Here is a 22,281-nt window from a genome sequence, read left to right on the forward strand (position 1 = left end):
TACAGAAGTGGTACCGCGTATGGCAGTAAAAAAAATGCAGAAACGATTGTTTGGGACGAATGGTGTTCGGGGGGTTGTTGGAAAAGACCTCACGCCGGAACTTGTTGTTGCCATTGGTCAGTCTCTTGGTACAATGCGTAAAGGTCGCATTGCAGTTGGGCGGGATACCCGCACATCCGGTGAAATGTTTGTAAAAGCAATTAAATCCGGGCTTCTTGCCACCGGCTGTGATGTTGTAGATTGCGGAGTCCTTCCCACCCCCGCACTCCAGTATATTGTCAAAGGGCAGTTCGATGGGGGGGCAATGATCACAGCATCCCATAATCCTCCCGAATACAATGGTGTCAAGATTATCGAGCCGGACGGGACGGAAATGGGAGACGAGGAGACAATAAAGCTGGAAGAGCTGATATTCGATCGATCCTTTTCAACCGAGCCGTGGGACAAGACCGGAACAGAGATCCAGTCTCCGGAGCGTATTGAGCAGTACATCAAAGCAATAACCGACCATTTTCCCGGTAAAATCGGGACAGGCATGATTGTTGTTGCTGATCCGGGGTCCGGTCCGGCATGCCTTACAACGCCACGAATTCTTACGGAATTAGGGTGCAAAGTAATCACGATCAATGGAATAATGGATGGGACATTTCCCGGCCGGTTACCGGAACCTTCTGCGGAAGGATTGAAAAACTGTGCTGCACTGGTCACGAGCAGTGGTGCCGTATTCGGTGTTGCCCATGACGGCGATGCAGATCGCGCGGTATTCATTGATGAAAGAGGAAAATTTGTTGAAGAAAACCAGCAATTTGCTCTGATTGCACAACACATCTGCCATAATAAAAGAGGAGTCGTTGTCACTCCCGTCAGTACAGGTCAGGTTGTAGAAACCGTAGTAAAACAGGAAAATTGTTCAATAGAATATACACCAGTCGGGAGTATTTACGTTGCCCGGACAATGCGCTTGCTTCTGGAACAGAGAAAACCAGTTGTCTTCGGGGGTGAAGGAAACGGGGGTCTGATCTTTCCCGACCACCAGTTCTGTCGTGATGGGGGCATGACTGCGGCGATGATGGTGTCGCTCCTCAAGTCAACCGGGAAAAAACTTTCAGAACTCATCGACGGTCTTCCCAGACGCGTTATTATCAAAGATAAAATTGCAACAAAGGAAGGAGACAAAATCCTTGAATTGATAAAAACAGTGTATCCCCGTGAAATGCTTGATGAGACCGATGGGGTGAAAATTTATAAGGATTCCTCTTGGGCGCTTATCCGTGCCTCAGGGACTGAACCCATCATTCGAATCATTGTCGATTCCGATACCAGAGAAAATGCGAGTGAGTTCTTTGAGGAAATAAAAAAACACATCAATCCGATCCTTGAAAAGTAAGTGGTCTACCATATACGGATGTTTTTTTTCTTTTTTCAATACACCGGAAAACGAGAGCCTGTAATCGCATATATTCAGGTTTATCAAAAAATTTTCCCCCCATTTTGGAATCTAACAATAAATTCGGCTTATTATACCCAAATATAAAAAATTTACGCGAATACATTATCGTAAATTTTATTAAATACATCAGTCAAATTGAGTTTACCAATTAGTAAATTACCACCTGTGATAAATAATGGTTCGATCCGCAGAGATATTCCAAGACATACAAAAGGTACTAACTCCAGAGGACTGGAAATCCCTGGAGTCGGTCATCACAGGTATTGAAAATCTGCAGGGTCGCCGTGCCCGGAAAAACATTGTGACGGATATCAACAAGATCATCATTGATACATCACTAAAAAGTAACAATCCGTCACTCCTTCTGGCGCTGCAGGAGATCCAAAGCACTGAAACCGACGAATTATTCTCACGTATTATCCAGCAATACATAGCTACGAAAGATAACCGGTGGCTCGAATCTGTTTTTTTGTTATCTGAAAAAATTGATAAAAAAAGCAGTCAGTCCAGGGTATTTGCATCGATTGCCCGGGACCTTATTGATGCCGGTGTATCCGGGGCCGCTCCAAACCTCATCGATCAGGGAATGATAATACTGGATCGCATCAGTTTCCGAAAATACCGGTCCGAGATAATGATCGATATTATCCCTCTCCTGATCGTCTGGGCAATCACAACCCGCAACCAGAAACTTCTCAATACGTCGCTCTTTTTAATCGAAGAGATCGGAGATATTTCAAAACGGGCGGTCCTACATGCGGAACTTGCAAAGGCACTGGCTACAGTTGCAATTCTGGAAAAAAACCGCACTCTCTTCTTTGACAGCATTCAGAGTGCAACTAACATACACCAGAAAATGCGGCGACAGGACTGTATTTCCGAGATCATCGGAAAGGGTGCCAAATCCGTTTTCGGAAAAGAGATGGCGGATATCCCGCAGTTCTTGAGCAATTTTAACAAGAGTTCCCATGATGCATACCTGGAGATCATCAGTGCGTTGACTGAACAACTCCTCGAGAGAGTGAGGGATAAAACCCAGATCATCACCATTCTTGAACAATTGTGCCAGGATCAGCCTGATGTTACCGGTACTATCGTTATCGATCTGTTAAAAAAAGCCGAGCGATCAGGAGATCTCTGGTTTTTGTCCACAGCAATGGATCTCCAACAGCATATCACCGATGGCGATGAATTTCCTGTACGTGAGATGGTCCGTGCCGGGATCTCTGTCGCCAGTACCTCCAATGACATGCAGGTCCTCATCGATCTGATTCCGGTTCTTAATAAGCACTGCAACCCCGTTGTAATGTCCCGGATTTATCTCCAGTTCTCTCAAATCATGCTTTCTTCAGGCAACTTCAGTTTCGCACTCAGTATATTCGGAAAAATCAACCAGGAATCAGAGAGCCAATCTTCGTATTCCGATTGCCTGATCCAATTGTTAAAAGAGGGAATTCTCAATGACAGCATTCCCCTCATCCATCACAACATCCTCTTAAAACTGAATGCAGATGTGGTGAATAACGCGATCTACCGGGCGATCATCGATGTGTGCAAGGATTGCTCATCCAAAGATCTGGTCTCGCACATCCTTTCGATCCGGAATCTCATCCTGCTTCACCCAAAACAGGATCACCTCATTTTAGAGAGTATCACCATACTGGTAGACCGGGGTTTCCTTGATTCGAATGATCCCAGCATCCTCATAAAATTTGCCGAATCCATACGGGAACAGGCACTCAAAGAGCGGGCAATATCGAATATTGTCATTAAGATTGCAAAAATCGGTGTGAGAACCAAAAACCGGGATTTCCTCCAGAGAGCGGTTGGTCTGACCTGTGAAATTGATGGTCAGAACACCCGCTCTGCAGCCCTGAGCAGCATCATCGATGAGGCATCGATCCTTGCTGCCCAGCAGGGCGATCTTGACCTGCTTCTCAGGATGAAAGTCTGGAGTAATTCACTGCTTGAAAAAGACCTCGTTTCTTATGCAATGGCAAACATCATTGACGGTGTAATAAAATATGCCATTGACAAGCAGTCCTGTGATGCCCTTGAAGAAGCATATCTCATCGCAGAAGAGATCAATGACCCGTCACTGAAAACGCAATTGTTCGAACGAATCGCTGAGTGTTTTGTAAAAATCGGATGCATACTCCTTAAAAATCAGCACACACCTTCAGATAGTAAAGATTATTCAACGAGATTCCTGCCATTTGAGCGGGGTCTGGGGATTATAAAAAATAATGTGAAATCCCCCCAGATTTCTCTTAAAATTGCAGGAATTATCGATATTATCATTTCATATTCCCGGACAAGTAACAACCTGGATTACATCGTGCCTCTCGCGATGTTTGCCGTGGAGATAGAAAATTCCTATGAGAGGGATGCAATGATGTCCCGGATCATTTCAAACCTGAATGATGAGATTTCGCATCCGAATTCTACCGATCCATACGAGACGATGGCATTCCTTCTCAAAAGGAATGACCTCGCAAATTCAACCCCCCGCACTATCGGGTTAATCCATCGCATTCTGCAGATGGTAAATGATCCCTATACCCGGCTCACGGGATTATGCGATCTGGCCGACCTGCTAATCTGGTTACGGAAATCCGATTATGCGAGTCAGGTTCTTGAAGATGTCGTGGATCATCTGGATATCCTTACATCAGGATATCAGAAAGTCCTTGTCCACACATACCTTGCATCATCCTACAGCCAGATAGATCTGACGATTGCAGAAAAATACCTGATGCAAGCGATAAACCAGATTGATACCATTGAATTTGACAAAGATGCGACGACCCGGCGCCAGATAGTGCATGCGATTGTGAGACTGAATACGATTAACCCGGATACCAAATGGTATACAATCGCAGTGCAGATCGTTCAAAAAATCACCGAGCCCGTGGAATATGTCAACTCCCTCATCTCTGTTCACAATATGGTCCGGCAGGAGAAGGTCCGTTGCAGGGAACTTATCAAATTCATGGAAGACGCTGCTGAAAAGATCACATCACCCTACGAAAAGGCATCTGTGCTCCTGAACATCATCCCGCTTACCATGCAGAATGCGGATAACGAACTGCCTTTCAACCTTCTTAAAAAAACAGAAACACTTACTAAAAAGATCAATATCCAGTCAATAGCCGACACGATTCGAAATAATATCGCAGAAATCTATACCGTGGTATATCAGAAAAACCATGATAAAAAGATGCTTGCGCATGCGATCCAGATCACCAAATCCATCGATGATGACGAGACCCGGTTTTACCGTCTTGAACAGCTGGGATATACGGAGATGTATGAAATCACTCCACAGTTTGTGAAAATCAAATCGCTTTCAGAACGGATGGTGAGTGAGGGCATTCATCCGAACCATGTCGCTGCGCTGGAACGACTGGTGAGGACCGTGGCAGACCGGGGAAAAGAGGCAGTCTTTTTCTGTTACCTTTCCATTTACTTTAAAAAGAAGGGACAGGAAAAACTCTCCCGGAAGATGCTCCAGAATTCAATAAAAGAGGCCCGGATTATCCGGCCACTGACCCGGAGATCATTTGTCATGTGCGATATCGCATTGAAAATATTTGCAGCCGGTTGTGAACAGACCGCCCAGGAAATTCTCGATCTTGCCATTGATGCTGCAACCAATATCCGCCAGTCTTCATCACGGGATGAAGTGTTCGACGAGCTGGGTCTTGCGATCAAGATTATGCAGAGAATGTAATAATGAAAACCGTTGAACTTTTTATCAGCGGCCGGGTCCAGAAAGTGGGATTCAGGGCATGCATCCGCAGGATTGCATCAGACCTGAATGTAGTCGGAACGGTGGCTAACCTTCCTGATGGCAGGGTTCAGGTATACGCAACAGGAGAGCCGATGATCCTGGAAAAATTCGTATCAATGATCTATGGTTGTCCCCGTGCGGTAATACGGGATGTCCGGGTTGTTGAAATATCGTTCAGGGCATTCGAGGGTTTTTCCATTCTTAAAAACGAACACAGGATCAGTACAGAATTTTAAACTCTTGGTTGTGCCGGATTGCGTTATAAAGATTATTGACCTGCTCATTGACTTTGTCAGTTAGCGATGACGTATAAAACGCTTTCATCATGGTATTGATCACGTCATCGGAAAGCATGCACCGGTCCTGGGTGATCTCAAAATCTGTCGGCACCAGTGTTTTTTTCGCCAGCAGAAAAACAATAGGATCAACCATATCAGCCTTCAACGGTTCTATCAGGTCATGGACCAGGCTCCCTTTACCTTCATACATCAGACCCAGATCCGGGTCGAGACGAGCACCAATCACTGCAACATAACAATTCCCGAATAACATCGCATAGCCGAACGAGAGCATAGCATTGACAGGATCGATCTGGGGCCGCATGGTCCGTCTCCTGAACCCGAGATCCGGTGGCATATTCCGTGACATGATCTCATAATACATATCCGAGGTAAGTTTGTGCAATCTCCGGATTTCATCCAGTTTGATAAGATACTCCAGTTCCTCCTCAGATTTTTTAAGAAATTCCAGCTCACCTTCATAAAAAAGATGTACATTTTGTGATTCCTGAAGACGTTCGATCGCAAAAAGACGCGATTTGGCCGATGCCTGCGCAAGGGCGATTGCATATCGCTGACGGGGGATGGTTTCCTGATACTTCCGTATTTCTTCCACCTTCCCGTCATTGTACGGCTTTATCGAGCCTATAGGGGTTCCATCAGGATCAAAAAACGTAATACAGGAACCATTTTTTACCAGGTGCGAGATGGTTGTGGAACTGATCGTGTGACCCCCGACAACGAGGAGGTTTTTGATTTGTTCAAGAGGGTAGTGATCGGTGCCGGTCTTCTTCTGGACAATCAGATGTTTCTGTGTCGATTTGATATGAGCGCCAAAACCACTAACCGACAACCAAGGATAATCCACTGCGATCAACACCGGAACAAGACAGTCTGACTTTTATAAATACTACCACCAATCCACGGATTAATTCATCGTTTTGCGTTATGATATCGAATCCGGGTTTTATTCCGGATATAATCCCCATGAAAAACACTTATTTCGGTGGGTATAAACTATATCAGGGGAATATATACACGAGTCATGTTATAGCATAACAAGGTGCTACAGATGTTCTGGGATAAAAAAATTGAGACCATGAAACCGGCTGAGTTGAGAGAACTTCAACTCAAACGTCTGAAAAAAACACTCGATCAAGTTCAACATGTTGAATTTTACCGGAATCTTCTCTCTAAAGCCAAGATAAAAAAGATATCCATCAAGTCTCTTGAGGACATCCAGAAGATACCATTTACTAAAAAACAGGACCTCAGGAACGGATACCCGTTTGGTTTTTTTGCAGTTCCGTTAAAAAAGATCGTCAGAATACACACCACCTCTGGCACAACGGGAAAACCGACGGTCGTCGGGTATACGCGAAATGATCTTGATAAATGGTCGGATCTCATTGCCCGCAATATGACGATGGTCGGCATTACCGAGAACGATGTCTTCCAGAATATGGTCAATTACGGGATGTTCACCGGTGGGCTCGGGTTCCATTACGGGGCCGAAAAAATCGGAATGACGGTCATCCCCAGCGCAACGGGAAATACCAAGCGCCAGATCGAGATGATCAACGATTTTGGTGTAACCACCATTCATTGTACTCCCAGTTACGCCATGCACCTTTCCGAAGTTGCCGAAGAGATGGGAACAACTCTTGACAGTCTGAAGACAGGCCTTTTTGGAGCTGAACCCTGGTCAGAAAGTACCCGAAAAACACTGGAAAAGCGACTCGGAGTAACCGCGTACGATTCCTATGGTATGAGTGAACTTTTCGGGCCGGGTGTTGCGTTCGAATGTCCGGAACGGGATGGTCTGCATATCTGGCATGACAGTTACCTTGTCGAGATTATCGATCCAAAGACCGGGGAACAGGTGTCGGATGGCGAACGAGGCGAGCTTGTGATAACGCCACTTGTAAAAGAAGCGATGCCACTACTGCGATACCGGACGGGAGATGTCACCATGCTCATGGAGGATGGCTGCCTGTGCAGGAGGGGAAAGAAGATTGCCCGGTTCACCGGAAGGAGCGATGACATGCTTGTTATCCGGGGCATCAACGTATTTCCCTCACAGATTGAGCATGTGCTCCTGAAGATCCCGGAAGTAGGGAATCAATTTATGGTATATATTGACAGAATCAATCATCTGGATGAGATGACTGTCGATGTTGAGATCAACAGGGATTCGTTCAGCGGGGAGCTTGCTGATCTTGCACGACTTCAGAAAAAAGTTGTCAAGGAGCTTCGCGATTCGCTGGAACTGAGGACAACAGTCAGACTTGTCGAACCCGGATCGCTGCCACGATTTGAAGGAAAAGCAAAGAGAGTAATTGATCGAAGAGAGGCAATCTAATGGTGTTATGGGATCCCCGCATTGAAGAGATGCCGAAAGAGGACCTGCAGAGAATGCAGTATAAGCTGCTCAAGAGTCTTGTATACCGGCTGTATAGTTTTTCCCCCTTTTATCATGACCGTATGAAAGAACAGAATGTTCATCCCGATGATATTCGCGAACTTTCTGATGTCCGCAAACTTCCGTTCATGTTCAAACGTGATTTACGAGACAATTACCCGGACAAAATATTCACCGCGACAAAAGAGGAACTGGTCAGGTACCATGTCTCCAGCGGGACAACCGGAAAACCAACCGTTGTCGGGTATACCCAGAACGATCTGGATCTCTGGACAACATCCCTTGCCCGGGGACTGACCTCAGCCGGGCTTGGAAGAGGTGACGTTATCCAGGTGAGTTACGGGTACGGATTGTTTACCGGGGGCCTCGGATTGCATTATGGCGCGGAGCGTATCGGTGCAACCGTTCTTCCGACCAGCGTTGGCAACACAGAACGCCAGGTCGAGTTGATGCAGGATCTCGGTGCAACCGCCATTGCATGTACTCCATCATACCTCCTGCATATCGGGGAAGTTGCAGAAAAAATGGGGATCAATATTAAGAAAGATACGAAACTCCGGACCGCAATTCTCGGCGCAGAACCATGGACAGAACGGATGCGCACCAGGATGGAAGACTGGCTGGGCATCAAGGCATACGATATTTACGGAACAAGTGAACTTTCCGGCCCCATGTTCACGGAATGTTTAGAACAGAAAGGATTCCATATCTGGTCCGATCTGGCACTGGTTGAGATTATTGATCCCAAGACGGAAGAACCACTGGAAGCAGGTGAGAAGGGAGAACTCACGATCACCATACTCCAGAAAGAGGCCCTTCCCATGATACGGTACCGCATCGGCGATATCAGCTCAATGGAAACCGAAACCTGCGCCTGCGGAAGGACGCACCCGCGGATCCAGAGGATCCAGGGAAGAGTTGATGATATGCTGATCATCAGGGGGATCAACGTCTTCCCCTCACAAATCGAGTATGCCCTGATGGGGATCCCGGAAGTAGGCCAGCATTTCCAGATCATTGTTGAACGAAAAGGAGCTCTTGACGACATGCTCGTCCGTGTTGAATTGAGCAAAGGATCATTCAGCGATAAGATCAACGATCTGATGAAGATACGTCAGAACGTTGAGCACCGGCTCAGGAATTCACTGAACGTGAATGTTGATGTGGAACTTGTTGAGCCGGGTTCATTGCCAAGGTTTGAGGGCAAATCGAAAAAAGTCATTGATAAGAGGTCGTTGTAAATGGACACGCAAAAATATGTGATCAAGCAGATCTCGATCTTTTCAGAAAATCGCCCGGGGCGTCTTGCGGCAATTGCCCATGCACTGGGAGAGGAGAAGGTCAACATTCTCGCGTTCAGTATTGCTGAAGCAAATGGTTTTGGGGTGGTCAGGGCACTCGTCGATCACCCGCAGAAAGCCCATGACAAGCTGCAATCCCTGGGTTTCAACATTGCCTTTACCGACGTTATTGCAGTCAAGATGCAGGATAAGCCCGGAGGATTATTTGAAGTGGCAAAAATTCTGGGGGATGCGGGTATCAACATCGAATATTCCTATGCATATTCCGGGAAAGATGGGGCGGTACTTATCCTCCGTGTCGATCAGGTAGACGATGCGATAACAAAAATTGAAAAATCCGGTGCCACCCTGATGGAACGATCGGTCTTCCACGGATAATCGTTATTTTTTTTCCCATTTTATCAGGTGTGCGACTTCAGCGAGGGTACTTCCCCGCTGGATCTCTTCCCGTATGCGTTCTTCGTTTTTCCTGACTTCAAGCGCTCTCCGGGCAATTTCGTACGCACGTTCTGCAGGGATAACCACAACCCCGCTTTCGTCACCGACAATCCAGTCACCCGGCCGTACAAATTGTCCGCAGCACTGGATCTCTGCATTGATCTCTCCCATACCTTTGGGTTCACCGGCATTGGGAACGATCGCTCTCGCAAAAAGGGGGAACTTCATTGCCCTGATATCATCGACATCGCGAACCGCACCATCGATAACAACCCCGTTAATCCCTCTTTTAACGCAACTGAGTGTTGCCAGTTCTCCCCATGGGGCAACGTGGATTCCGCCGTCATTATTGATAACGAGGACTTCTCCCGGTTTCGCTATATCGATCGCTTCAACAGGTTTCGCCCAGTCCCCGGCAAATGTCTGGACTGTGACAGCTTTTCCCACGATCTTCACATTGCCACATATCGAGACAATACCGGTCATCGCTCCCTTCCGGTGCATCGCATCCGTGATATTGGGTGCCGACACCTGCATGAGAAGATCACGGATTTCTTCGTCCGTGGTTTTTTTCCGGAGGACTTTTTGTGAGGAGGTGTCCATGCCGGATCGGATTTTTTTCGTTGAACCGGTCACATCTGCTGATCGGACAATATTGCCTCCGACAATCACGATATCTGCACCACACCGTACTGCCTCCCCGGCATGATCCGCGTCGATTCCCCCGGCAACCGCGAGAAGAATATGGATCTGACCTGATATCTTTGTTAAGAGTTCCACGGAATCCTTTCCCATCATCTGCTGGTCAATTCCAACATGCGCACAGATAATATGGACACCGAGCGATTCCAGATGCTTTGCACGGGATACCGGATCCCCGACATTGATCAGGTCCGCCATGATCCGTACCCCATAAAGCTGTGCGGCACGTATGGCGTCGGCAATGACCGCATCATCTGCATCCGCAAGAATACAGATGACATCAGCACCGGCTTTTGCGGCCATCTCCACCTCAAGTGCCCCGGTGTCAGCAACTTTCATATCCGCGACGATAACAGAGTCCGGAAACTGCTGGCGTAAGGATCGTACAACCTGCATGCCCTCGCTCTTTATAAGAGGAGTGCCGGCTTCAATCCATTCAGCCCCGCCATCCACAGATTCACGTGCGATCTGCAATGCACGATCCAGATCAAGGAGATCCAGTGCTACCTGTAGGATCGCATGTTTCATGATTACTGATCTGATGTGCTGGATGCTTAATAATTACGAGAAGGGGAAGAACAATATAAGCGCTTTCTTTAGTTCTTGTGATCATAACGTTCACAGTGTAATGACGGAGAAATTGGTTACGTAAAAAGATCCCTATAGTATTTGGAGATCCGTTATATCCCGCGGTTTTTTTCTTAAAAGAAAAAATTATTTTTCTTCATATCGTTCGAAGAACTGGATTTTTTTCTGGACTTTTTTTGGAACGATCGTGATCTCTGCGGGTAACCCGGCCGCCACTAAAGATACGAGAGTGTATTTGTCTGGTACATTCAGCATTGTTCTCACGGTATCTGCATAGGGCTTCTTATCTCCAGCCACCCAGCAGGAAGAAACGCCATGGGCCTGTAATGCCAGAATCAGGTTCTCTGTTGCAGCACAGCAGTCTTCAAGATAATAGGTCTCGTTCTTTTCCCCAAAAACTGCAAAACATACTGCTGCATCTGTAATGAACCTGCCATTATCTGCAAATCCGGCAATTTTTTTTAGCATCTGCTTCTCTTTGATTACTCCGAAGAGCCAAGGCTGGACATTTCTCGCAGTAGGTGCCAGTGCTGCACACTCAATCGCATCCTGGATCACATTCTCACCAACAGGATCCGGTTTGAATTTCCGGACACTATGACGGGATTTGATGACCGTAGTCACAACATTCATGCACCGTAATGGGAAATTCAGGTAATAAAATGTTGCGAAGTTCAAAAGAGTTATTTTTTCTTCAGACAGAGAACCAGTCCGAAGATGGCGGCTGCGATCGCAAGACCCGCTTCAAAACCCGGGGTGTGGGTAGTGGGAACGGCCGTTGACTCCGGCATCGTCGTTATCGGGAGGATTGTTTCCACAGGAGCGGTAACATCCGTAGTAGGAAGAGTTGTTACAGGAATTGTTGTTGCCGGTATTGTGGTTGGTACGACAGACGTAGTTGATCTTGTCGTTACGGTTGTGTAGATCTTGGTTGTAACAGCGGTAGTCGGATTCGTGACATATCCCTGATTTCCAATCAGCGGGTTCCGGTCCTGGTTGAGGAGGGTCACTTTGTTACTGATGGTCTTACCGCTCTGACCGTAATTATCCTTCATGGAATTGACATTACATTCAACCCAGATCGTATAGGTTCCCGGAATATACGTACCACGGTTGCTGGTACCCCAGATAGCACCGGTATATTGCGGGGTCGTTGTAAGGAGGTAATCAACAAGAGATGTAGAAGTTCCCGCCTTGTTGATAAGGGACGAGTAAACTCCCCCATCGGGGCTCTGGACCTTGATCGTTACAGGGACAGACCCGCCAGACCCGGTTCGCTGGGCTATCTGGACAAGGTTCGAATCGATCCTGAACTGGAGTTCATCATCCGTAGGAACCCATTTATTGGTCACATCAACACTAACGGTTGTGTCTTCTACCCGGATATCCAGCTGAGGATCAACTACGTTGAATGCCTGTGTTTTTGCCGGAAGGACATACCATGACCCCGTTCTGGTAGAGAACTCACTCGGTGAAACATAAAAATTCGATGCATCTGCTACAGTGAGAGTATAATCAGGAGAACTACCGGAAATCGAGGCACCGGACGCCCACCAGCCAATCTGCGTTCCTGAAGCGAGTATGCTGGTAATATCCAGTCCCTGTTCCCCGATATAGACCGTGTTTCCAGCACTGATCGTTTTGAAGTCAGCGGCCATTACCGGGCAAATTAATAGGAGAAGTCCTATTACAAGGATAAGACAACTGAAAGGGTATCGTTTCGTCATAAACATCTCCATTTCCTGTGATTTTTTAGTAATTAATAAAAAAGGATTGACTGATGAGGATAAAGGGTTTATGGGTTATCAAGAATAATCCGGTTGAAATTTTCGAATATTCGTTTACCCTCAAAGGTATGGCTGACCTCCGGGTGCCACTGGAGACCGTAAATATTCTTATCGGGAAATGCAATCGCCTCGTTATTACAGATGAGGGATCTGGCAAGGAGCGTGAATCCATCGGGTACCTGAGCTACCTCATCAGCATGAGATGCCCAGACACTCATTTTTTCCGGGTATCCTTCAAGGATTTCATCGGTTTCGCAGATCTCGATATCAACAGGGCCATATCCGCCGCTCTGCCCGGTTTGCACGCTTCCACCAAACCTTTTTGCTATAATATGAAGGCCAAGGCAGATACCAAGAACGGGTAATCCAAGATCAAGGTACTGACTGCAGTTTCCGGCACGTTCAATTGATGGTCCCCCTCCCAGAATTATACCCCGGCACCCATTGCTGATTTTTTCGGGGGGTGTCGTATTGGGAACAAGGACTGCGTCAATATCCAGATCCCGCAGTGCCCGGTGGATCAGATGGTTGAATTGCCCGAAATTATTAACGACATAGATTGGAAGCATCGCATAACCGTTTCATCTGGAATCCTATAAGTCTGTTCAGCTGCAGGCATTTGCGGCAGAAAGGATTCGTTCCCGTATCGTTTCCACGGAATGTCCCATGAGGTGTGCGAGGCACATTGCACCTCCGGCTCCAAACCCTTCCTTGACTTCACCGATACAGTACCGCGCCAGACCGGCATGGCCGAGCGTACCAAAGCCCGGATCCACATAATAAATACGTGCACCTATCCGGGTGGCAATGTGGTCAACATTAGCAGAAGGATCATCGCGAACGTACGAAGTCGTCACAACTGCCGGGGGAGCGATTCCTATTGCTTTGGCAAGTGCCGCAACAGATAACATCTGGGTTCCCCCTGCCAAAACGATATTCCCTCTATAGGATTTGATCATTCCTGCCGCAACCGGCATCATAGGATCACCGCAATAACGGACAATATCAAGAGGTTCAGAAACATGATCGGCAGAAATCCGTGAAAGGGCTTTTGCGCAGATATCTTCTTTTATAGATACCGGGTTCTCAATGAAACTGCTGCTCACAGATGCCTCATAACCAAGTGCCCGCAGGACACAGAGAGCGGTGGTGGTTCCGCCAGGTACACATTCGCTGATGACAAGAAGATCGCTGGTACGAGAGAGAAATTTTCCCAGTGTTTCCCCCTGATGGAAGAGCGTTAATACATTGGGAACGGCATCCCGGAACCGGGGATCTTCGCCAACCGATCCATAGAGATCGTAGCAGGGTACGGTCGGGGTGTGCCGGAGACCGGCATTGATAAACAGGGGCTCAAGACCGCAGAGGGAAACCATCGCCCGGGTGATGGATGATGGTGTCGGGCAACCGGTCGGGGTATTTGGCTTGAACGGATGACTGGTTACATTACCGGTTGCGATCAGTTCCGCATCGAGTATCGGAGTAAGTAAGGTTTTTTCAGGGGTTGGACCGGCCCCGGATATTCCGGGAACCGTAGACAACAGGGTATTGGCAAGAATACCGCAAAAAACCGGGTTTCTAAAACTGAATAAGGGCTTTTCTGAGAGAAATCCCATAACAATCAACGTATAACTTCTCGTTATGAAAGGTTGAATCTATCGATAAGAAAAATCCACAACGATATAATAGCTCAATCAGTAAACTCCTATAGACATGTTTGAGATTGAACAACGGTTGCAGGATCACGGGATAACCATCGATGACATGGTCTCTGCTGCAATGGGACTTTATGTCTCCCACGGAATGCCGGATGACCAGGCAGCTAAGGAAATCGGGAAAAAAATAAAAAAATATCTGGATGATCCGAATGTGGCATCCCTGCTTCTCGGAGCTATCCTCCTTGAGGACGAATTATATACAAAGCGAAAAAACTCCGAAATTGCTGATGACCCCATTTTCCTGCTCAGTGACGAGATCCTCGGAATGGCAATTGCAGAATGTATAGGGGGCACCTATGCCCGGTTCGAGTTCACCCGGTATGACCAGAAGAAACCCGGTATCCTTGCAAAGCTCGGGCCATTCCTCGACGATGCGGTCGCCGGGCTGATTGCAGGATGCACATCGAGGCTTTACAGCGAATCGTTATGAAAAGCATTCATTCGTTATTGCAGTTTACCACGGTCCTGCCCCTCGGAAAACCGCAGGACCTCGAATATTTTGCCAGACGATCGTATCTGTATCCTCTTGCAGGGTACGTCATCGGCGCCCTCGTTGCACTGCCGGTATATTTTATCGCAAACCAGACCATTGCGGCAGCCGTTGCTGTTGCCCTCCTCATCCTGATCACCGGCGCCCACCATTTCGACGGACTTCTGGACTTTGGCGACGGCCTGATGGCTCACGGAGACAAGGAAAAGCGAATCCGGGCACTCACAGACCGGAATGTCGGGGCCGGGGCTATTGCACTCGGGATTACAGTGACACTCCTCCTGTTTGCCGGGCTGCAGGAAGTCGCCTCGATCGCATGCGCACTGATCATAGGGGAAGTCTGCGCAAAGTTTTCCATGGCATTCCTGACCGCATACGGGACACCATTCCATGAGGGCATGCAGATGTATCTTCACCAGTTCGCCCAACAGGGTTTTCCGGTGATATCATTCCTGTTGTGCCTGCCGCTTTTTCTCATGCCGGTTGCACCGGTAAAAATATTCGCAGCCTTGATCCTCATGACCATCTGTCCGGTAATCTTGCTGGTTATCTCGAAACGGCTTTTTGGAGGAGTGAATGGTGATGTTGTCGGGGCATCCAATGAGATCACCCGTGCACTGGTGATCATTGGGATTGCACTTCTCTGATCCACACTCAACGTTCCTGAAAAAATTACGAACGCGATCAAAGGGTGTAAGTTACGCAACCGTTTGGAGGATAATTATCCTACAAACGGTTGTACAACTAACAACAGATAGTTTTTTCCGGCGTGAGTATCCCCGCTGATCAACCAGACCCTGCTTGAAAAATTACCGGCAGGGGTCGAAGGGGTGTTTATAAAATTTCACGAACTGAGGGGCAATCCGGTTCTCAAAACAAAAGGGGGGGTGAATCCGGGCAGGGAAAAGAACAGGGAGGCATTAAATGCACAATTCGAAATGCGTCATGACGGTCAGTTCCTGAAGAATACCCGGATCACAGCACAACTCTTCAGATTAATAGAGACCCAGATATCCTTGATCCGCATCATCGTCACATTCAATGGCTGATCCATCCCGGACGAACGTATTAAACAGCATTGCTGCATTCATCAGGTTCTCATCTGCTGAAGATCCTCTCCGGATATCATTGAGTACTTGCATCTGTGGAGTTGGCACAACCCGGCTCCCCACCCGGACACCCGTGCAGTGCCGGCAATACGCGCATTGGCTGTATACCGATACATCACCATCGGCACATGCAACCGTGACCCGGTTTTTTTTCTCATCCCTCTGAAACGGCAATGACTTCATACAGTGATGTTTTTTGGGATCTGATATGATGTTACCGATGTAATTATTCTCACCGTAAAAAACGTCCCTTCAATCGAAATATTTTAAATAGTTGGGTCTCATATAAGTAATACTCGCATAAACGGACTGTAAGCGGACAGTCCGAATGTTTTGGAGGATTACATACATGGCATCTGACAAGCCCCACATGAATCTGGCTGTAATCGGCCACATCGACCACGGAAAGTCAACTACCGTCGGACGAATGATGTTCGAGACCAGCGCTGTACCGGCCCACATCATCGAAGGGTACCGCAAGGAGGCTGAATCCAAGGGTAAGGCCACCTTTGAATTTGCATGGGTTATGGACAACCTGAAAGAGGAACGTGAGAGAGGTATTACCATTGATATCGCCCACAAGCGGTTCGACACTCCCAAGTTCTACTTCACGGTCGTGGACTGCCCCGGGCACAGAGACTTCGTCAAGAACATGATCACCGGTGCATCCCAAGCTGATGCAGCAATCCTTGTTGTCGCAGCTCCCGATGGCCCGATGGAACAGACCAAGGAGCACGTCTTCCTTGCAAGGACCCTTGGTATCACCCAGATCATCATCGCCATCAACAAGATGGATGCAGTCAAGTACGATGAGAAGCGGTTCAACGAAGTCAAGAAGGACCTCTCTGACCTCATCAAGATGGTCGGCTACAAGCCCGAAGAGACTCCCTTTATCCCAATCAGCTCCCTGGCTGGGGTCAACATCAAGGTCAACAGCCCCGAGACACCATGGTACAAGGGTCTGCCCCTTATCTCGGCACTCGACACCTTCAAGGAGCCGGCAAAACCGACCGACAAACCCATGCGCCTGCCCATTCAGGATGTGTACAGCATCAGCGGTATCGGAACCGTGCCTGTAGGCCGTGTTGAGACCGGTATCGTGAAGAAGGGAATGAAAGTCTCCTTCATGCCCGCCAACAAGGCCGGGGAAATCAAGTCCATTGAGATGCACCACGAGGAAATCCCCGAGGCTGTCCCTGGTGACAATGTTGGTTTTAACGTCCGTGGTATTGGCAAAGGCGATATCCGCCGTGGCGATGTTATGGGCCCGGCAGAAGCACCACCAACCGTTGCAGATGAGTTTACTGCACAGATCGTCGTGCTCCAGCACCCGAGTGCATTGACCGTCGGATACACCCCGGTCTTCCACTGCCACACGACCCAGACCGCGTGTACATTCATTGAGCTTAAGAAGAAACTCGATCCCCGCACCGGCCAGACCAAGGAAGAGAACCCGACGTTCCTCAAGTCAGGAGATGCAGCCATTGTTGTCATCAAGCCGACAAAACCGATGGTTATCGAGAACGTCAAGGAGCTCCCGCAACTCGGCAGGTTTGCCGTCCGTGATATGGGTTCAACGATTGCCGCCGGTATGTGTATCGCCGTCCAGCCAAAACAGATGCTATAATTTTTTGGTGGTACCATGCAGAAAGCCAGAATTCGCCTGACAGGAACCGACTTCCAGAAAGTAGAGATGGTCTGTGACAGGATAAGAGAGATCGCAGAGCGCACAGGTGTAAATCTGGCCGGTCCGATACCGCTCCCGACCAAACGGCTGGTCGTGCCAATCCGCAAGAGTCCCGATGGAGAAGGGACTGCAACGTGGGACCGCTGGCAGCTGAGGGTACACAAGCGTCTCATCGATATCGACGCTGATGAGCGTGCACTTCGCCAGCTGATGCGCATCCAGGTGCCGAAAGATATCGGCATTGAGATTGTTTTAGAGAGTTGAAGGTGCGGCGTGCAGCAGGCCGCTCTTTTTTCTTATAATAAAATTCGTCAATTTTTTACTTTCGAACGAGTATTTCTGTTAATCCTCATCATTGCATTCATCCTGCGGTTCTGGCAACTCGATCTCAAGTTGCTCCACCATGATGAGGCGATCCATTCCTGGTTCTCATTCCAGTTACTGACGAAAAATACCTGGATATACGATCCAAGCTACCACGGCCCATTCCTCTATTTCGTCACCGCAGGAATGTTCTCTGCACTCGGAGATTCAGATCTTGTTGCACGGTTGCTGCCTGTACTATTCGGATTTCTACTGATTCCACTGGTCTACTGTATTTACCGTCTCGGGTATATCGACCGTAATCAGACCCTGATCGTGGGCCTGTTTATTGCCATATCTCCCGACATGATATACTTCTCCCGGTTCCTCCGTCATGATATTTTCATGCTCTTCTTCACGTTCCTGCTCATCGTTACCCTCTTCTATTATTTTGAACGCGGCCAGTTTCGGTATGTGTTTATTGCAGCAATCGCAACTGCAGGGGCTCTCTGCTGCAAGGAGGAGATGCCCGCACTCCTGCTGATCATTGGTTCATATTTCCTGATCAGCCTGTGGTGGGGACGATATTCCCTGCCACAACGGGGGAAACGAGACTTCATCATATTCACACTTCTGGTCATCGCTCTCTGCTGTACTCTGTATACGGGATTCTGGGGGCATCCTGAGACAATTGTTGGAGAAAACTTCGGCATTGAAGCAGGCGGGGTTCATTTCGATTATACAACAACCGGGTGGTACCAAGCCGTTGACCACTGGACGGAAATGCACAACATGCAGCGCCTTGGGGGACCATGGTTCTATTACCTCCCTTTCGATCTCCTCTATGAACTGCCCATATTTATCCTTGCAATAATCGGAACGATCCAGATCCTGTTTTCTGGTTCCGGCTTTTCACTATTCTACCGGCGCGTCAGGAACTGGATCACCTTTCGGCAGTTTCAGATCTCAGCGGGAGATCTTGCAGCGGTTAGTACGAACCAGTTGAACAGAGCACACCAGACGAATGTTAAATCTGAGGAATTTTTCCGGTTCTGCCTATACTGGATGCTTCTCACGATGGCATTCTATGCCTATGTCGGCGAAAAAGTCCCCTGGCTCATCATCCCCCAGCTACTGCCGATGTGCTTTGTCGCCGTGTATAAACTCAACTGGCAGAAGATGGCTCTGGCCCTCGCAGGATGCATATTCCTCATCGTCATGGCGTGGCATGTTGCATACATTCCGGCAGATTTCAACGAGCCCATTGTCCAGGTCCAGAATTCAGAAGATATGCGTGAAGTGATACAGCTCATGGAAACCTCTGATAAGGTCATAATTGCATCCAAGGATTACTGGCCGCTCCCGTGGTATTTCAGGGGGGATCGATGGGATAAAATCACGCTGTTCAGCTCAGTGCCGGAGGAGAACAAACTTATCGAAAAACACCCGGGAGTCATTATCCTCCACGATACGGAGAGCCTGCCTTCCATCGAAGGGTATGATAAAAAAACATACAAGCTGTCATACTGGTTCTCATACTATGACAACGATAAACGGTTAGCTGACTACTATCTCCACCGTGACGGTAAAATGGGCAGCATCAATATCGACATTTTTACACCTAATTTGACCGGATGAATATTACCAGATACAGGTGAATTATCATCAGTGAAAAGGCAACAGGAACAATAAACCTTGATCCTTTTTCGTAGTGCCATACCACTATCGGAAGCCTTTCGATCTTTATTGGGTTTCAGAACGATACTACCCTTGTTTCAATAGACAATATGAAGAGCCCTGAACGAATTTTTCGAGTAAAAAAGAATGCGTATTAGATTAAGGAGATTAACCGAGTTCGTCCCAGCGTGAACGTTTACGGTATATGATTACCCCGACAACAACAAGGACGACAACAATTACACCAATAATTAGGAATATTCCCCCGGGAAGTTTGGGAAGGGAAGGGAGGCCGGGGAGCTGCCAGCCGGACGTCAACTGTTTCTGGCGTGCCAGTGCTTCGGTATACGATTCATTACCTTTAGAGAATGCATCAGCCGCCTTGGTACGGGCCTGTTCATAACTCCCGCTGTTGATCGCATCCTCTGCATTTGAGATATAATTAACGGCTACCTCTCTTTTCGCAATAATGGCTGAAAGCTGTGCATCGTTTGCGGTACTCTGGTTACCCTTGAACCATGCAATGATACCATCGACATTGCTGATCGGGATCCGTGCATTTGCAACTTCACTCTCGGCCCATGCCAGTTCGAGTGCTACTTCACCGGCATCGATTGAGGCCTGCGAAGCAGTCAGATCATTCAGGGCCTCGGTATATTGTGTTGCAGGCCTGGATGAGGCCGTTGAAATTTTCGACTGGGCATCATTGTAGTAAGATTCTGCGGCCGAAGTATCGATGCCCATGGCACTTTTTTCATCGATATGAGACTGGAGTGACTGGAGATTGGTATTTTTTTCCGATACGACCTTTGTCACATCACCGGTATTGACTACCAAAGCCTTTTTTTCGACCGCGGAACTGGCAACAGTATTTCCATTGGAATCAATTTCCTTTACACTGAGTACGATCTTTTCCGTTGTTGTATCAACCGATGGTGCGTTACCTTCCAGAGTAACCTTGATAATTTCCTCTACACTTGACTGGTATGACAACTCAAAACCACTCAGGTCAAGGGTTTTCCCACCGACAGGTTCCCTTGGATTTTCAACATCGTCGAGAATAATGGTATATGTCCATTTCGGGTTTGTCAAATCCGTTGTCATTACCAGATCGCTCCCCTCGGGAAACGTTAAATCCGAAGAGGCAGAAAATCCAACCTTGAATGAAACCGTAACAGCAGTGTTTGGTGTCAGGGATCCGGAAGGGTTAATCGTCATCCCTTCCACGGTAAATGCCGATACCGCCGGAATGCACAATAGTGTAGCAATAACTGCAAGAGCAATCAGTTTTGGTAATCCTTTCATCATCAACCTCACTCGAACAAAGGATCAATCCCTTCTTCAAACATACTCGATTTTTTCTCTTTAGACTTTATAACATCTTCTTTTGTTTCTTTTGCGATATCAAGAAGTTCCTTGATTCTCGGTGCATTGCCCACAGTCGCCAGCATCACAACAGCAGCCACGTACTCGCTGTTGACCGGGTAGTCCCCACCCCGAACTTCAACGCCGGCTATGTTCTCTTCCACCCAGCTTTTTGCCTTGTCAATTCCCTTGCGATCCATCTCATTTGGAGGCCCGGCAAGAAGGACCAGGGCACGTTCCGCCGTTGAGTAATCGCAGGGCAGGGTCAACCGTCCGAGCATCGCCCTGCGGACTAGTGCAACGATCTTGGCTGACCGGTCCTCACCCATCAGGGCCTCGACGTTTGCATCTTTCTTGCCCCCGAATTTATCCTTTAAATCTCCAAAAAGCCCTCGCTTATCTTTTGTTTGCTTGCTCATCACTTCACTGACCGCATAGCCGACAGAGGTGATGCCTCCTCCACGGAGCGTATTGATGATCTCACTGGAGTCGACTACCATCTCCCCAACACCCATACTCCGGTTCACTTCACCGGCACGGAAAAGGACCGAGAAACGTCTCACAACCTCATTATTCAGGCGCGTAAATGCAGATTTGACACTTTCACCCTCGTTCTTCCATGCACTGTTATCAAAGATAAACGTGTTATCGGCTTCATTCACAAGAGTGGTCAGGCTCCGGGCAGCATTATAGGAATAGAGCCGCCCTTCTTCGGGGGCGGGAATGATACCGAGGGCGTATACAGGTTCGCGGTAAATACGTTTGAGATGCCGGGCAAGCACAGGCGATCCACCGGATCCGGTACCGCCACCAAGTCCTGCAACGATGACAAACGCATCCACATCATGGGTACCACGCATGTCAATTGCACTGATGATGCTGTCAATTTCATCGGCAGTAACACGGGCCCCGGTCACGTTGTCGGTGCCTACACCATGACCCTTGACCATCGTCTGGCCGATGAGAATCCTGTCCTTCATCTCGATGTTCTTCAATCCCATCAGGTCCGTTCGCGCGGTATTGACGGCAATGCCTCTGAAGCTGTTCGTCCCGAGCTTCTTGTCCTGCTCGATGAACATATCGACGATTTTGCCGCCAGCCTGGCCAAATCCTATGAAAAATACCCGCATTCGGTGACACCATCCAATGGGCTAACAGATACTTATTTTCTCT

General features: G+C 48.0%; 19 protein-coding genes. 11 read left to right on the forward strand and 8 right to left on the reverse strand.

What is annotated here, in order from left to right; translation table 11 throughout:
- The first annotated feature begins 34 nt into the window (after nucleotides 1-34).
- From glmM to M0R30_RS06690, 3 genes are all read left to right on the forward strand, one after another.
- The gene (glmM, locus tag M0R30_RS06680) at nucleotides 35-1,387 is read left to right on the forward strand and encodes a phosphoglucosamine mutase (protein WP_292545432.1); all 1,353 of its coding nucleotides are present in this window, start codon (nucleotides 35-37) and stop codon (nucleotides 1,385-1,387) included.
- 364 nt (nucleotides 1,388-1,751) lie between these two features.
- Entirely contained in the window at nucleotides 1,752-5,183 is a 3,432-nt protein-coding gene (locus M0R30_RS06685; RefSeq protein WP_292545025.1) for a hypothetical protein, read from the forward strand.
- Nucleotides 5,184-5,185: 2 nt separating this feature from the next.
- The gene (locus M0R30_RS06690; protein WP_292545028.1) at nucleotides 5,186-5,479 is read left to right on the forward strand and encodes an acylphosphatase; all 294 of its coding nucleotides are present in this window, start codon (nucleotides 5,186-5,188) and stop codon (nucleotides 5,477-5,479) included.
- On the opposite strand, the gene cas1 is transcribed toward M0R30_RS06690, so the two are convergent.
- Nucleotides 5,463-6,389, reverse strand: a complete 927-nt coding sequence (gene cas1 / locus M0R30_RS06695; protein ID WP_292545433.1) for a CRISPR-associated endonuclease Cas1 — start codon at nucleotides 6,387-6,389, stop codon at nucleotides 5,463-5,465. The two genes, M0R30_RS06690 and cas1, sit on opposite strands and share 17 nt — an antisense overlap.
- Before the next feature lie 204 nt (nucleotides 6,390-6,593).
- On the opposite strand from cas1, the gene M0R30_RS06700 reads away from it, so the two are divergent.
- From M0R30_RS06700 to M0R30_RS06710, 3 genes are read left to right on the forward strand one after another with little or no spacing between them, the layout of a single operon-like run.
- The gene (locus M0R30_RS06700) at nucleotides 6,594-7,883 is read left to right on the forward strand and encodes a phenylacetate--CoA ligase (RefSeq protein ID WP_292545031.1); all 1,290 of its coding nucleotides are present in this window, start codon (nucleotides 6,594-6,596) and stop codon (nucleotides 7,881-7,883) included.
- Nucleotides 7,883-9,184, forward strand: coding sequence for a phenylacetate--CoA ligase (locus M0R30_RS06705; protein ID WP_292545033.1), 1,302 nt, complete (start codon nucleotides 7,883-7,885; stop codon nucleotides 9,182-9,184). Before M0R30_RS06700 ends, M0R30_RS06705 begins: the two co-directional genes overlap by 1 nt.
- Nucleotides 9,185-9,622 carry an ACT domain-containing protein gene (locus M0R30_RS06710; RefSeq protein WP_292545035.1) on the forward strand — a complete coding sequence of 146 codons (438 nt, stop codon included), beginning with the start codon at nucleotides 9,185-9,187 and terminating at the stop codon, nucleotides 9,620-9,622.
- Nucleotides 9,623-9,625: 3 nt separating this feature from the next.
- On the opposite strand, the gene M0R30_RS06715 is transcribed toward M0R30_RS06710, so the two are convergent.
- From M0R30_RS06715 to cobT, 5 genes are all read right to left on the reverse strand, one after another.
- Complete coding sequence (locus M0R30_RS06715; protein ID WP_292545038.1) at nucleotides 9,626-10,912, reverse strand: orotidine 5'-phosphate decarboxylase / HUMPS family protein; 1,287 nt, start codon at nucleotides 10,910-10,912, stop codon at nucleotides 9,626-9,628.
- A 186-nt stretch (nucleotides 10,913-11,098) separates the two neighbouring features.
- The gene (locus M0R30_RS06720) at nucleotides 11,099-11,605 is read right to left on the reverse strand and encodes a nitroreductase family protein (protein WP_292545042.1); all 507 of its coding nucleotides are present in this window, start codon (nucleotides 11,603-11,605) and stop codon (nucleotides 11,099-11,101) included.
- Between the two features lie 50 nt (nucleotides 11,606-11,655).
- Nucleotides 11,656-12,630, reverse strand: a complete 975-nt coding sequence (locus tag M0R30_RS06725) for a DUF3821 domain-containing protein (protein ID WP_292545045.1) — start codon at nucleotides 12,628-12,630, stop codon at nucleotides 11,656-11,658.
- Between the two features lie 137 nt (nucleotides 12,631-12,767).
- The gene (locus M0R30_RS06730) at nucleotides 12,768-13,328 is read right to left on the reverse strand and encodes a GMP synthase subunit A (RefSeq protein ID WP_292545048.1); all 561 of its coding nucleotides are present in this window, start codon (nucleotides 13,326-13,328) and stop codon (nucleotides 12,768-12,770) included.
- Nucleotides 13,329-13,364: 36 nt separating this feature from the next.
- On the reverse strand, nucleotides 13,365-14,375 hold the full coding sequence (gene cobT, locus M0R30_RS06735; protein WP_292545050.1) for a nicotinate mononucleotide-dependent phosphoribosyltransferase CobT: 1,011 nt from the start codon (nucleotides 14,373-14,375) through the stop codon (nucleotides 13,365-13,367).
- 97 nt (nucleotides 14,376-14,472) lie between these two features.
- Here cobT and M0R30_RS06740 point away from each other — a divergent pair, with 97 nt between their 5' ends.
- The 5 genes from M0R30_RS06740 to M0R30_RS06760 all read left to right on the forward strand — a co-directional run bounded on the left by M0R30_RS06740 (nucleotide 14,473) and on the right by M0R30_RS06760 (nucleotide 19,704).
- Entirely contained in the window at nucleotides 14,473-14,907 is a 435-nt protein-coding gene (locus M0R30_RS06740) for a phosphatidylglycerophosphatase A (RefSeq protein WP_292545053.1), read from the forward strand.
- Nucleotides 14,904-15,614: an adenosylcobinamide-GDP ribazoletransferase gene (gene cobS, locus M0R30_RS06745; protein ID WP_292545055.1), complete on the forward strand. Its 711-nt coding sequence runs from the start codon at nucleotides 14,904-14,906 to the stop codon at nucleotides 15,612-15,614. Before M0R30_RS06740 ends, cobS begins: the two co-directional genes overlap by 4 nt.
- An 811-nt stretch (nucleotides 15,615-16,425) precedes the next feature.
- Entirely contained in the window at nucleotides 16,426-17,703 is a 1,278-nt protein-coding gene (gene tuf, locus M0R30_RS06750; protein ID WP_292545058.1) for a translation elongation factor EF-1 subunit alpha, read from the forward strand.
- Between the two features lie 15 nt (nucleotides 17,704-17,718).
- On the forward strand, nucleotides 17,719-18,027 hold the full coding sequence (rpsJ, locus tag M0R30_RS06755; RefSeq protein ID WP_015286469.1) for a 30S ribosomal protein S10: 309 nt from the start codon (nucleotides 17,719-17,721) through the stop codon (nucleotides 18,025-18,027).
- A 9-nt stretch (nucleotides 18,028-18,036) separates the two neighbouring features.
- Nucleotides 18,037-19,704 (forward strand): flippase activity-associated protein Agl23, encoded by a 1,668-nt coding sequence (locus M0R30_RS06760; protein WP_292545060.1) that lies wholly within the window; start codon nucleotides 18,037-18,039, stop codon nucleotides 19,702-19,704.
- 207 nt (nucleotides 19,705-19,911) lie between these two features.
- Here the strand turns inward: M0R30_RS06760 and M0R30_RS06765 are convergent, their stop codons facing one another.
- Entirely contained in the window at nucleotides 19,912-20,847 is a 936-nt protein-coding gene (locus tag M0R30_RS06765; protein ID WP_292545062.1) for a hypothetical protein, read from the reverse strand.
- Nucleotides 20,848-21,056: 209 nt separating this feature from the next.
- A complete protein-coding gene (locus M0R30_RS06770; protein WP_292545064.1) occupies nucleotides 21,057-22,238 on the reverse strand; it encodes a tubulin/FtsZ family protein in 1,182 nt (393 codons plus the stop codon).
- Nucleotides 22,239-22,281: the final 43 nt, after the last annotated feature.

Source organism: Methanoregula sp. (genome assembly GCF_023227875.1).
Taxonomy (GTDB): domain Archaea; phylum Halobacteriota; class Methanomicrobia; order Methanomicrobiales; family Methanospirillaceae; genus Methanoregula.